The 11,868-nt window shown below is 50.2% G+C and carries 9 protein-coding genes and 4 pseudogenes; 9 read left to right on the forward strand and 4 right to left on the reverse strand.

What is annotated here, in order from left to right:
• Position 1: 1 nt before the first annotated feature.
• The 3 genes and pseudogenes from LPQ25_RS26175 to LPQ25_RS26185 all read right to left on the reverse strand — a co-directional run bounded on the left by LPQ25_RS26175 (position 2) and on the right by LPQ25_RS26185 (position 2,979).
• On the reverse strand, positions 2-775 hold the full coding sequence (locus LPQ25_RS26175) for an HAD family hydrolase (RefSeq protein ID WP_004181732.1): 774 nt from the start codon (positions 773-775) through the stop codon (positions 2-4).
• Positions 768-1,909, reverse strand: a pseudogene (locus tag LPQ25_RS26180) (phosphoribosyltransferase domain-containing protein). Before LPQ25_RS26180 ends, LPQ25_RS26175 begins: the two are co-directional and overlap by 8 nt.
• A gap of 11 nt (positions 1,910-1,920) precedes the next feature.
• Positions 1,921-2,979, reverse strand: coding sequence for an ATP-grasp domain-containing protein (locus tag LPQ25_RS26185; RefSeq protein ID WP_011251317.1), 1,059 nt, complete (start codon positions 2,977-2,979; stop codon positions 1,921-1,923).
• Between the two features lie 310 nt (positions 2,980-3,289).
• Between LPQ25_RS26185 and LPQ25_RS26190 the strand changes: the two genes are divergently transcribed.
• From LPQ25_RS26190 to LPQ25_RS26220, 7 genes and pseudogenes are all read left to right on the forward strand, one after another.
• Complete coding sequence (locus tag LPQ25_RS26190; protein WP_004196925.1) at positions 3,290-3,874, forward strand: TerD family protein; 585 nt, start codon at positions 3,290-3,292, stop codon at positions 3,872-3,874.
• Positions 3,871-5,022 carry a tellurium resistance system protein TerA gene (terA, locus tag LPQ25_RS26195; protein ID WP_011251319.1) on the forward strand — a complete coding sequence of 384 codons (1,152 nt, stop codon included), beginning with the start codon at positions 3,871-3,873 and terminating at the stop codon, positions 5,020-5,022. Before LPQ25_RS26190 ends, terA begins: the two co-directional genes overlap by 4 nt.
• Before the next feature lie 22 nt (positions 5,023-5,044).
• Positions 5,045-5,500 (forward strand): tellurium resistance membrane protein TerB, encoded by a 456-nt coding sequence (terB, locus tag LPQ25_RS26200; RefSeq protein ID WP_004026604.1) that lies wholly within the window; start codon positions 5,045-5,047, stop codon positions 5,498-5,500.
• Positions 5,501-5,523: 23 nt separating this feature from the next.
• The gene (gene terC, locus LPQ25_RS26205) at positions 5,524-6,564 is read left to right on the forward strand and encodes a tellurium resistance membrane protein TerC (RefSeq protein ID WP_004026607.1); all 1,041 of its coding nucleotides are present in this window, start codon (positions 5,524-5,526) and stop codon (positions 6,562-6,564) included.
• 38 nt (positions 6,565-6,602) lie between these two features.
• Positions 6,603-7,181: a tellurium resistance membrane protein TerD gene (gene terD / locus LPQ25_RS26210; protein ID WP_004026609.1), complete on the forward strand. Its 579-nt coding sequence runs from the start codon at positions 6,603-6,605 to the stop codon at positions 7,179-7,181.
• A gap of 86 nt (positions 7,182-7,267) precedes the next feature.
• A pseudogene (terE, locus tag LPQ25_RS26215) lies at positions 7,268-7,842 on the forward strand (tellurium resistance cAMP binding protein TerE).
• An 84-nt stretch (positions 7,843-7,926) separates the two neighbouring features.
• Entirely contained in the window at positions 7,927-9,168 is a 1,242-nt protein-coding gene (locus LPQ25_RS26220) for a VWA domain-containing protein (protein WP_011251320.1), read from the forward strand.
• Positions 9,169-9,504: 336 nt separating this feature from the next.
• Here the strand turns inward: LPQ25_RS26220 and LPQ25_RS26225 are convergent, their stop codons facing one another.
• Positions 9,505-10,140, reverse strand: coding sequence for an HAD family hydrolase (locus LPQ25_RS26225; protein ID WP_011251321.1), 636 nt, complete (start codon positions 10,138-10,140; stop codon positions 9,505-9,507).
• A 456-nt stretch (positions 10,141-10,596) separates the two neighbouring features.
• On the opposite strand from LPQ25_RS26225, the pseudogene LPQ25_RS26230 reads away from it, so the two are divergent.
• Both LPQ25_RS26230 and LPQ25_RS26235 read left to right on the forward strand, forming a co-directional pair.
• A pseudogene (locus tag LPQ25_RS26230) lies at positions 10,597-11,580 on the forward strand (IS5 family transposase).
• Positions 11,559-11,782: pseudogene (locus tag LPQ25_RS26235) on the forward strand (recombinase family protein); the annotation flags it as partial. The pseudogenes LPQ25_RS26230 and LPQ25_RS26235, both read left to right, overlap by 22 nt.
• Between the last annotated feature and the right edge of the window lie 86 nt (positions 11,783-11,868).

The following is an 11,868-nucleotide window of genomic DNA, read 5'->3' on the forward strand; positions in this document are numbered from 1 at the left end:
CTTATTGCTCTCCAAAAATACGCTGTGATATGGCCTCGGCAAACTGACTCTGGCGTGGAAGACCAAACCAGCTGCAGAGTTTCATGAACCGATGGTCGCTCAGGCTGTCACCCAGCCCCATCACCGGGAAAACCCCACGCTCCTGACGCAGTTTCTCCAGCAACCATGAAACGGCCAGCCCTTTTTCTACCGGGCAGGGTAACCAGGCAATGTTGTTGCTGTTACGGTGGATGTAAAACCCTTCGGTCGAAAAAACGCGCTCAATCTCATCCCCGACAGCGTTCAGTTCATCAAGCTTCGTGCTGTCGCGATGCTTCATGACCAGATACACCGGAGTACCCTCATATTCGTAGTTGAGGCGTGCCCAGGCATTAATGCCTCGCGCATCCATGAGCTCGGTGATGATATGTTGCATTGATGTTAAGCGGTCGGCGTAGGAGGACAGGCACTCCAGCATATGGGCTTTCCAGTCGCTGTCTGGCGTACCATCTGGACGAAGGATCACCGCGCCATGAGTGGTCACTGCCCAGGAACGGAAGGGGATCTGTACCCGACTGATTTCTTCCGTACCTCTGGCCGTCACCGGAATGAGGTCCGCATGTTCCAGCAACCAGTCCACCAGCATGGCCTGCTCTTCGGTCATAAAGCTGCGAGGCGTGAGGCTGCGATCCAGTGCGCCGGTGCGGAACGGTTCAAGGGCAAGTTCATCAACCATTTTTCGGCGGGTCTGGAACAGGGTGTCATCGAGGTCGCTGAAGACGACGGGCTTATTCATAGGTAATCACCTCTACGGTGGGAGCGACAGCGGAAAGCGCCTCAAGCAGCCGGGGGTCCACGCTGGAAGCTGGCGTTTCGCAACAAATCAGGATCCGGTCAAACTGCTGATGAGCAACGTTATAGACATAATTTGGAATACCCAGTCCGTAGTTATCGCTGAAAGCAATGGCGGACTGGATAGCATAACCAGTGGAAATCGGTGAGCGGGTCGTCGAACTGAACACGACCTGAGCACCTGCCGCTTCAAGTCGCTCAGCCAGCAGGAACGGCTCCCAGACAAATTCACCGGTGCCCAGTACCAGAATGTTTTCACCGTGCGAAACCTGAACCTGGAGACCCAGGTCACTCGCCGGTATCTGCATCCCGAGTCGCCCCCAGGATTGTTTGCCTGTGATCGGGACGTTCCCTCTGGAGGTCACATTTACCTGGGGCATGACAGGAACCGGGGCATCCGGTTCGGGTGTCCAGCGCCAGTTGCCGGAGATGAGCGATACTGTATGTAGGGGCAGGGGGCTGTTCTGACTGAGTGCTTCTCCGCTCCAGTCAGTCAGCGTGACAGCAATAACCCGTCGTACCTTCCGGAGTGCACCCGATGCACGTAATGAGGCGAGAAGATTGAGGAACGTTTTCCCCGTCGTGGCTTCATCATCCACGAGCACTAATGTTTGTGCCTCCGCTACGGTTTGCCGCATGGCCGCAGAAACAGGATAGTAGATCAGGTGGTCTGTGGCATGGCTGTGCTCTTCTTTAAACTCGCACAACAGTTCAGCATCGACCGGATGGCGGGTTGATGTCAGATAAACACAGTCAGGGTGATGCTTACGCACCTCATCAAACACTCCCGCCCGAGGCCGACAGCCGTCTCAGCCATCCCGATAAATACCACCGGCCCGTCCAGAGTCCCGGGAAACTTCTCCGCCAGCTGTGTATAAACATTGCGCATGACCAGAGGAGAGACAGGAATATGTCGACCCAGCACTTTACTGACAAACAGAAATGCGCGTTTTGGATTCCGCCGTTCGGCGATATCAAAGAGATCAGTAAGAGGATAATCGGTTTCCTCGCTGCTTACCTCAATTCGCCCACAGGATAATGTCTTTTGATAACCGAAATTACCATCAATTGCTGACATATCTGTCTCCATTAATAAATTCTGTTGGTCAATGATGCCGGATAGAGTATGACATCAGTGACAGAGCGGACGACTGCAGGTGAAAAATCAGTTTTCGCTGACTGCCTGACCTGATCATCATCCATCAGCCCAAGTGTATGGAAGGCATACAGACCCGGAAGATTCACGCCACTGTGCTGCGTATAACCGATACCACCTGATGGCCGCATGTTAATTTCCAGCAATAGTGGTTTGCCTTCGGCATTATGGCGAGTCTGTACATTGACCATGCCGTCTGCGTTCATTAGGCGGGCGCAGTTGATGGCAAGTTCAATCGCTTCCCCTTCATTTTCCAGATACTGAAGCACACCTTCTTTACGCCGCCCGATAGCGGCCAGGACCGTGCCTTGACTTACCACCATATCCACAGAGTATTCTGGTCCGGGTAAATAGGGCATCAGTACTTGTGGAGTAAAGCAGTCCATACGGGCATGAGCAGCCAGGTATTGTGATGGGTGGATAACACGGCTATCAGGATTGTTGAGAAAAGCTACCGGGGAAACATTGTCATCAAAACGCCAGAATCCCATGCCATAAATGCCTGTAACAGGTTTAATGCAGAGGCAATCAGAAGGGAAAGGGGGATGATTCAGCAGAGTACGAAGCTCGTCTACATTTTTTACCCGAACCGACGGGACAACCGGAAGTCCATTTTTTTCCATAAACTCGGAAAAAGTAACTTTTTCATCGGCTAATTCAAACCAGTGAGTACCCGTTGACCCGGTAGTCAGGTGTACACCAGAACGTTGAATGTTTTCCCGGTGGCTTTCAAACCATTTACAGTTGCGACCAGTATGTATCGCATTAATACCATGAGCGTCAGTAATGGAATGAATAAAAGAAAGACGTTCTTCTTCGTTGTTAGGTTCGATCATTGAAAAATCGGAAACAGACAAGATCTCTTTCCTCTCGTTGCGATGAGAAGAAAAGATTTCAATATCCTGATTTTCCTTTTCCGCAAATGATTTCACTCCAAGGACAATGTCTCGCTGGGAAGATAGCCCTTCCATAAACCAAATTTTCTTTTTCATTTTTTATAATTGTCGCCTGAAAAGGGGATGAGATTTTTGTAATACATGAGTCTAAGAACCGACCTGCGCCATGTCAATCATAATATGATAATCACTCGCTGTTTTTGATTTTCCGGTTAGACCACAAAACCACTTAATAACAATAACATACATCAAACCATCACCTACCCACCCAATGTAATTAAACGTAAATTCCAGAAACCCACCAGTTTTTACCTTGCGGGTGAACTTTGTCATGATATGATTTAGATGCACTCTGTTTGAAAATGAATTTTATAAAAACCCGGTCAATACCTTTTAAGGAATGAATATGGTTTCTTTAAGTAAAAACCAGACAGTATCACTCAGCAAACAATCCACTGCTCTCAGCCAGCTTCAGTTCGGACTGGGTTGGGATCCTGTTAAGAAAAAGGGATTATTTGGCAGCATTTTTGGTGGCAATGATTCCATAGACCTGGATGCAGGTTGCGTTCTTCTGGATGCCGCAGGTAATAAAATTGACACCATCTGGTTTCGTAAACTGAAATCCAGCTGTGGTTCTGTCGTCCACTCCGGCGATAACCTGACGGGTGAGGGGGATGGCGATGATGAAATCATTCACGTCAACCTCTTAAAATTGCCGGCAAATGTCGAATACCTCGCTTTTACTGTGAACAGCTTCCGTGGACAGTCCTTCAACGACGTGGATAACGCCTTCTGCCGCGTCGTGGATCAGACCAATAAGGAACTTGCCCGCTATCAGCTGACAGAACAAGGCCCACATACCGGCATCATTATCGCTTCACTGAGGCGCAACAACGGCCACTGGGACTTTACCGCCCACGGTAAAGCAAGCGGTGGCCGCACAATCGACGATATGCAATTCGATATCGTCAGTACGGTGGTAAAAGCATGAATCTGACACCGGGGGGCAATGCCCCCGTACCTGCTCAGGAACTCCGCGTTAGAGTCATTGCTGGTGGTCCTGTTGATGCCTCGGCGTTTAGATTATTCGCTGACGGGAAAGTTCGGGGTGACAGCGATATGGTCTTTTACGGGCAACCCCGTAATGAAGATGGTTCCATTAGCTTCAGTACTGAAGGGACCAATAGCGTTTTCACCGTTGATCTGTCCCGCCTCAAGCCCGACGTGCAGAAAGTCGCGTTCACCGTTACCTGTGACGGCAGTCATACAGTTTCCTCCCTGAATCATCTGTCCATACAAATTGAAAGTGGCAATACCTCGCTGATCAGTGGTCAGGTAGAACTGAACGGCCGTCAGGAAGCTGCTCTGATCCTCGGTGAAATCTATCGCAGGAATGGTGACTGGAAATTTCGTTTTATCGCCCAGGGCTTCAATGGTGGCCTGAAACCTCTCGCTGAGTACTATGGCGTCAACGTCGCGGATGATCCAGCTCCAGTCACTCCGCCACCAGCGCCTCCGGCTCCGCCTAAAGTTAGCCTGAGTAAAGTTTCTCTGACCAAAGAGAAGCCTGCCATCAGCCTTGCCAAAAAAGACAATTTTGGTGAAATCCGCATCAATCTGAACTGGCATCGTGGCTCGGGTTCAGGCGGGTTACTGGGCGGTATGTTTGGTTCGAACAAAGCGATAGACCTGGATCTTGGCGCATTCGTTGAACTCGCAGATGGCTATAAGTCAGTTGTTCAGGCACTCGGTAATGCTTTTGGTAACTATCACTCTGAGCCATATGTTCAACTGCAGGGTGATGATCGTACCGGCGAGGCTCTGGATGGGGAATGGCTACACATCAATGGCCGCGAATGGAAAGAAATTCGCCAGGTACTGATTTATGCCTTTATCTATCAGGGCGTGCCCAGCTGGGACAAAACCGATGGCGTGGTGACATTACATGTTCCGGAGCAACCACCGATTGAAACGCGTCTGACTGAAGGGGATAACAAACGCACGCTTTGTGCGATTGCCCGCCTGGTCAACGAGAACGGTTCCATTCGTGTGGAACGTATTAACCAGTACTTCAGAGGCCAGGATGAAATGGACCGCGCTTTTGGCTGGGGGTTTCGCTGGTCCAGAGGTTCCAAATAAACGCAATGATGAGGGTATGAGAATGAGTTTTTTCGACAAAGTAAAAGGGGCTTTGACCTCGGGTCGTGAGGAATTGACCCGCCAGGTAGGCCGTTACAAAAACAAGAAATTTATGCAGGGTACCGTCGCGGTATGCGCCCGTATCGCTGTTGCCAGTGACGGCGTTAGCTCCGAAGAAAAACAGAAGATGATTGGATTTCTGCGATCCTCAGAAGAGCTGAAAGTCTTCGATACAGCAGAAGTTATCGAGTTTTTTAACAAGCTGGTGACCAGTTTCGACTTTGATCTGGAAATCGGAAAAGGCGAAACGATGAAATATATCCTCGCCCTGAAAGACCAGCCAGAGGCAGCTCAACTGGCTCTTCGTGTCGGTATTGCTGTCGCTAAAAGTGATGGCAACTTCGATGATGATGAGAAGAGTGCTGTCCGTGAAATTGCCCGTTCGCTGGGTTTCGACCCGGCTGAATTTGGCCTCTGATAAACAACGGATAAAGGTACGATATGGTTTCCACTCACATCGGTTTTCCGGCTGAAACAGTGACGGTCTTTGTTGCTCTGTCGGTCGGCGCCATCTTTATTGACCTGTTCATGCACCGACATGACAAGCCAATTTCCCTCAAAAGCGCAGCCTTATGGTCCGTTTTCTGGGTTGTTGTCGCGATGGCATTTGCCGGTTTCCTTTTTGTGCATCACGGAGCCGAGGTTGCCAGCCTGTTTGTCACGGGTTATGCCCTTGAGAAGGTGCTGTCAGTTGATAACCTGTTTGTCATGATGGCGATTTTCTCATGGTTCTCAGTTCCGGACCGTTACCGTCACCGGGTTCTGTACTGGGGGATCATTGGCGCTATCGTATTCCGGGGGATTTTCGTTGCGATCGGTACCGGTCTGCTTAGCCTTGGCCCTTATGTCGAGCTGATCTTTGCCGTTGTTGTTGCCTGGACTGCGGTCATGATGCTCAAAGGCGGTGGGGATGATGACGAAATTGAGGATTATTCTCAGCACCTTGCTTATCGTCTGGTTAAACGTTTCTTCCCGATTTGGCCGAAACTGTCCGGACATGCATTCCTGCTGACCCAAAAAGAAGTGGATGCCGAACTGGCTAAACCAGAAAACAAAGACGTATCTGTAGGGCGACTGAAAAAGGCAGCGCTATACGCCACCCCATTGATGTTATGTGTGGCTGTAGTGGAACTCTCTGACGTGATGTTTGCCTTCGACTCTGTCCCGGCAATTATTGCAGTCAGTCGTGAGCCACTGATTGTGTATAGCGCCATGATGTTCGCAATACTGGGCCTGCGTACTCTGTATTTCGTACTGGAAGCCCTGAAACAGTATCTGTCCCAGCTGGAGAAAGCTGTTATCGTCCTGCTGTTCTTCATTGCGTTTAAGCTGGGTCTGAACGCTACCGATCACATCTGGCACCATGGTTACAGCCTGTCTGCGACCACCAGCCTGTATGTCGTACTGGGTGTACTGGCTCTTGGTATTCTGGCCAGTGTCATCTTTCCGGAAAAGCCGGAAGCTGAAAATAAAGAAAGCTGATCTCAGCTGATTAATGATTAACGAAAGAGGATAAATAGATGAGCGTTTCACTATCTAAAGGCGGCAACGTTTCCCTGAGCAAAACCGCGCCAAGCATGAAAAACGTCCTGGTTGGCCTTGGCTGGGATGCACGTTCTACGGACGGTCAGGACTTTGACCTCGATGCTTCCGCATTTCTGCTGGCAGCCAATGGCAAGGTTCGTGGCGATGCAGATTTCATTTTCTATAACAACCTGAAATCTGCTGATGGTTCCGTTACTCATACCGGTGATAACCGTACCGGTGAAGGTGATGGCGACGATGAATCCCTCAAAATCAAACTGGACGCGGTACCTGGGGATGTCGACAAAATTATTTTCGTTGTCACTATCCATGATGCTCAGGCTCGTCGCCAGAGCTTCGGTCAGGTTTCCGGCGCATTTATCCGTCTGGTGAATGATGACAATCAGACTGAAGTTGCTCGCTACGATCTGACAGAAGACGCTTCTACTGAAACTGCCATGCTGTTTGGGGAGCTGTATCGTCACAACGGAGAATGGAAATTCCGTGCGGTTGGCCAGGGTTATGCTGGTGGACTGGCTTCCGTGTGCGCTCAGTACGGCATCAACGCGTCCTGATAAAAAGTAACTTTCTTACCCAAATCATTCGGGGGTGATGCCCCCGATATCCACGACCCGATATCTACGATTAGCAGGAGCAAAAAATGGCTGTTTCTCTCGTTAAAGGCGGTAATGTTTCTCTGACTAAAGAAGCCCGAGCATGAATGTTGCTCTGGTTGGCCTGGGCTGGGATGCACGCGTTACTGATGGTCAGGCATTTGATCTGGATGCATCAGTATTCCTTGTTGGCGAAAACGGTAAAGTGCTGTCCGATTCGCATTTCGTATTTTATAACAACACCACCAGCCCGGATGGCGCAGTACAGCATCAGGGTGACAACCGTACCGGTGAAGGCGACGGTGACGATGAGCAGGTCAAAATTGATCTGACAAAAGTGGCCGCAGACGTTAAGAAGCTCGTATTCGCAGTCACCATTCATGAAGCAGACAGCCGTAAGCAAAATTTCGGCATGGTCAGTAACAGCTTTATGCGTGTGGTGAACAACGATAATGGCGCCGAGATTGCACGCTTTGACCTGTCAGAAGATGCCTCTACTGAAACCGCAATGATTTTCGGTGAACTGTATCGCCATGGCGCGGAATGGAAGTTTAAGGCTGTAGGACAGGGCTTTGCTGGTGGCCTGGCTGCGCTGGCAACCCAGCACGGCATCAACATCTGATAAACCAGTAAAACCAAACCCCGGCCTGTCCGGGGTTTTTTCTACCCGCTGAGAGATCCCTTTACCCGGCAACAAGGAGCCTAAATGCAATTACAATCAGGGCAGAACATTCCGCTTCACACAGCTACACTGACTCTCCGGCTTGATTATCCCCCCAGTCCTGGATTTCACAGTCCCCCTGAGACTTGCCTGTTTATGCTGAATGCTGAGGGAAAAGTGACAGGCGATGCCGATTTTATCTTTTACAACAATCTCAGTGCTGCCGGTGGCAGTGTGAAACTCAACCCCGGTCACCAGCACGCAGTCGTTCATTTTGCGCTTGAGCAGATCCCGGATACGATTCAGAAGATTGCAATCACTATGGTGATAGATGGCAGTGATACGATAAGCGGCCTCGCGCAACTGAAACTTTCTGCTGAAAGTCAGGCCACCTTTTTTGTCGATCTCAATGGCCGCACAGAAAAGGCTGTAATTATGGGGGAAGTTTACCGATACCAGGGCAACTGGAAGCTCAGGGCGCTTGGGCAGGGATTTAATGGCGGGCTTGAGCCACTGGCAGTCAGCTATGGTGTGGACGTGGAACCTGCAGCAGAAGTTGTACCGCAACCAGCCCGGATCAGCCTTGAAAAGAAACTCGAAGGTAAAGCGCCTGCGCTTATCAGCCTGGCTAAGAAAGCCAGTATTTCACTGGCAAAACACAAACTGGATACCGTTGAAGCACGAGTCGCTTTTGTTCTCGATGCCTCAGGCTCTATGACCGGCCAGTTTAAAAAAGGACATGTACAGGCCGTTCTTGACCGTATAGCTGTCCTGTCTGTCCAGTTCGACGATGACGGCACGATGGATGTATGGGGCTTTGCTGAGCGTCACAAGAAATATCCTGACGTCACACTGGACAATCTTGACGGATACATTGCTGCCATTCAGAACACGGGTAAACGATCGGCCTGGGAAATCCTTCCCGGCCTTGGCGGGACGAACAATGAGCCGCCAGTCATGAATGAGGTTATCGATTATTTCAAGGAAAGCACCTTACCCGTTTTTGTCGTGTGCATTACAGATGGCGGGATCTGCAAAACACGAGAAATTAAAGAGGCCATCCGCCGCTCAGCCAACTATCCTGTCTTCTGGAAGTTCGTGGGACTGGGCGGATCAAATTATGGGATTCTGGAGAGGCTGGACACCTTTAGCGACCGTCGCGTAGACAACAGCAACTTTTTTGCGATCGATAATTTTGCCCACATTAAGGACGAAGAGTTGTATGAAAAACTTCTCGAAGAGTTCAAAGACTGGCTTGGACTGGCAAAAAAGGAAGGCATTATCTGACTCATCGCCCCGGTAAGGGGCGATAGGCCTGCTGCCATGACGACACCTTTTCAAAGTACGCAGAGCTAAACAGGGCTATACGCAGATGTGATCGCTGAAACCCAATTTCACCCAGTAATTTAGACCCAGGAACACATCGGCAGGGATGAAAAAAACCCGCTCGGAAAAGCGGGCTGAAAGTAGGTATTCCAATGGTAACAGGTTGAAGCATACCTAATAGTCCGAGCTACCGATTTACCAGGATGCACTCTTTTTTTCACCAGTTACAGTGGTTAAATGTAGAATATATGTTACTTTTATGTAAAGAAGAAATTACATAACGATAAAGGGCAATTTTTATCTGATGATTAGCTTACGACGGAAACCTTGATGGAAGTGACGCCAGTGAGGCTCAGTCGCTGCGGAAAGGAGTTCATAATCTCCCCGCGTATCACCCCATGCTCGAAGATGATAGTCAGTCAGAGGTCCATATTCTTTTTCAAGCCGGACAATTTTCTGTGAGCACCTGCAATTATGACCACTGATTCTGCCGGTCAGAATGCCGTCTTTTGTCTCTAATTGTGTACCAATCAGTTTGATCCTAAGTTTTTCGGCAAAGGGTCTGAGTACAATTTCCGGCGAGGCAGAACATAAGGTGACGATCGCGCCGGAAGTGACTTCATTCGCCACAGCAATCAAACCTGCCGGGCGCATGAGGCGATGCCAGTAGAGCTGACAGAATTCCTCTGCTTTAGAAGACACCCACTTTTCCTCAACACCAGTAAGAAAAGTTGTAATGAGCGTTTCTTTAAGCTCATCACGCGTCATCTGCTTACGCATACAGCGTAACGTGGGTAGAGCCATGCTGACGATACGTCGCGAAAACGCCCGATTGCCAAAGGCAAACCGCAGAAAAGGGATAAAGCTATCATGCCGCGTTAACGTACCGTCAAAATCAAATACAGAGAGCATGCGGGGCTGAATGACGTTCATCGTGATCTTATTCCGTTGGATAGTAGGTTACTTCTGCCAGCCGCTGCACTATACCACCAGGACGCGAATAACAGTAACCGCACGTAAGGTGCTGACATCCTGCTCGCGTCAAAATGAAGGGCAGGGGTCCAGGCACCTCCTGAGAAAAAAGTAACTTTTTCGTGATTGTTTGTTCTGTCAGATCTGATGCGACAACCCCAGACTCTGGATTGATGGAGGGCAGTATATTACTGTTCCTTCACAAGTAATGAGTTCTGATCTCTGTAAGCATACCTGTCGCATCCAGCACGCTGAAACAGTACCCCGGAACTGTCTGGTGTCAGGACAAGTCCACCTTGTGCAGCATGTACGTGGAGAAGCGTATCCCCACCCGACACATTCAGATGTAGTGCAGGCACGCCATGATTGATTTCCAGTAATAGACGGCTTTGTTGAATAAATCGAAATTTTGGTGAGTTGAAGGATCAGATCACGCATTATCCTGACTATACTGGCAGTTCCGTGGCAAAGCAAAAGTTCAAAATCACCAACTGGCGCAACTACAACAAGGCCCTGATTAATCGTGGCTCCATCACTTTCTGGCTTGATGATGAGGCGATTCAGGCCTGGTATGAGTCAGCAACGCCTGCATCGCGGGGACGACCTCAGCGCTATTCAGATCTTGCCATCACAACCATCCTGGTGATTAAACGCGTATTCCGGCTGACCCTGCGAGCCGCTCAGGGCTTTATTGATTCCATTTTCGCCCTGATGGATGTCCCGCTGCGCTGTCCGGATTACACCAGTGTCAGCAAGCGGGCAAAGTCGGTTAACGTCAGTTTCAAAACGCCCACCCGGGGTGAAATTTCGCATCTGGTGATTGATTCCACAGGGCTTAAAGTCTTCGGTGAAGGTGAGTGGAAAGTCAAAAAGCACGGCAAAGATCGCAGTCGTATCTGGCGGAAACTGCATCTGACTGTTGACGCGAGTAGGCATGAAATCATCTGCGCGGACCTGTCACTGAACAACGTCACGGATGCTGAAGCATCCCCGGGGCTTATCCGGCAGACCCACCGAAAAATCAGGTCAGTTGCTGCGGACGGCGCTTACGATACGCAGCGATGTCATGACGAACTGCCTCGCAAGAAAATCAGCGCGCTCATTCCTCCCCGAAAGGGAGCGGGATTCTTGCCTGGTGAGTATGCAGAGCGCAATCGTGCTGTTGCGAATCAGCGACTGAGCGGGAGCAATGCACGGTGGAAATGGACAACAGATTACAACCGTCAGTCGATAGCTGAAACGCCGATGTACAGGGTAAAGCAGTTGTTCGATGGTTCGCTGGCGTAGCGTGATTACGATGGTCAGGCTGCAGAGGCTTTGGCCATGGTGCGTGCGCTGAATAAAATGACAAATACAGGCATGCCAGATCTTCGGACCGGATTTACCTCGATAAAGGGCTGACCGGCTCAAACCGGCAACGGCCCGGACTTGATCAGGCGCTGGCCGCTGTGCGCAGCGGTGATACGCTGGTTGTTCTGTTCCCAAGCTTGACCGGCTGGCGCGGTCAGTTCCTGACGCACGAGAGATAGCGGATGCACTACAGTCCAGAGGCGTGAAGCTGGCGCTGGGAGCCAGCCTCTACGATCCGGCAGATCCTATGGGGCCCAGCGGAAGCGAAGCTACAAAATGCGACATTTGACGTCTATCATAACGGCGGGCTCTGTTGAACCCACCGTAAGTCGTTATCTA

The organism is Klebsiella sp. KPN54798, from assembly GCF_021184225.1.
In the GTDB taxonomy this organism is placed as follows: Bacteria; Pseudomonadota; Gammaproteobacteria; order Enterobacterales; family Enterobacteriaceae; genus Klebsiella; species Klebsiella pneumoniae.

Bases quoted from the DNA above. Each gene is read 5' to 3' on its own strand.
- LPQ25_RS26220 (WP_011251320.1), top strand. From the start codon at position 7,927: ATGCAATTACAATCAGGGCAGAACATTCCGCTTCACACAGCTACACTG.
- LPQ25_RS26225 (WP_011251321.1), bottom strand. From the start codon at position 10,140: ATGAACGTCATTCAGCCCCGCATGCTCTCTGTATTTGATTTTGACGGT.
- terB (WP_004026604.1), top strand. From the start codon at position 5,045: ATGAGTTTTTTCGACAAAGTAAAAGGGGCTTTGACCTCGGGTCGTGAG.
- terA (WP_011251319.1), top strand. From the start codon at position 3,871: ATGAATCTGACACCGGGGGGCAATGCCCCCGTACCTGCTCAGGAACTC.
- LPQ25_RS26190 (WP_004196925.1), top strand. From the start codon at position 3,290: ATGGTTTCTTTAAGTAAAAACCAGACAGTATCACTCAGCAAACAATCC.
- terD (WP_004026609.1), top strand. From the start codon at position 6,603: ATGAGCGTTTCACTATCTAAAGGCGGCAACGTTTCCCTGAGCAAAACC.
- LPQ25_RS26185 (WP_011251317.1), bottom strand. From the start codon at position 2,979: ATGAAAAAGAAAATTTGGTTTATGGAAGGGCTATCTTCCCAGCGAGAC.
- terC (WP_004026607.1), top strand. From the start codon at position 5,524: ATGGTTTCCACTCACATCGGTTTTCCGGCTGAAACAGTGACGGTCTTT.
- LPQ25_RS26175 (WP_004181732.1), bottom strand. From the start codon at position 775: ATGAATAAGCCCGTCGTCTTCAGCGACCTCGATGACACCCTGTTCCAG.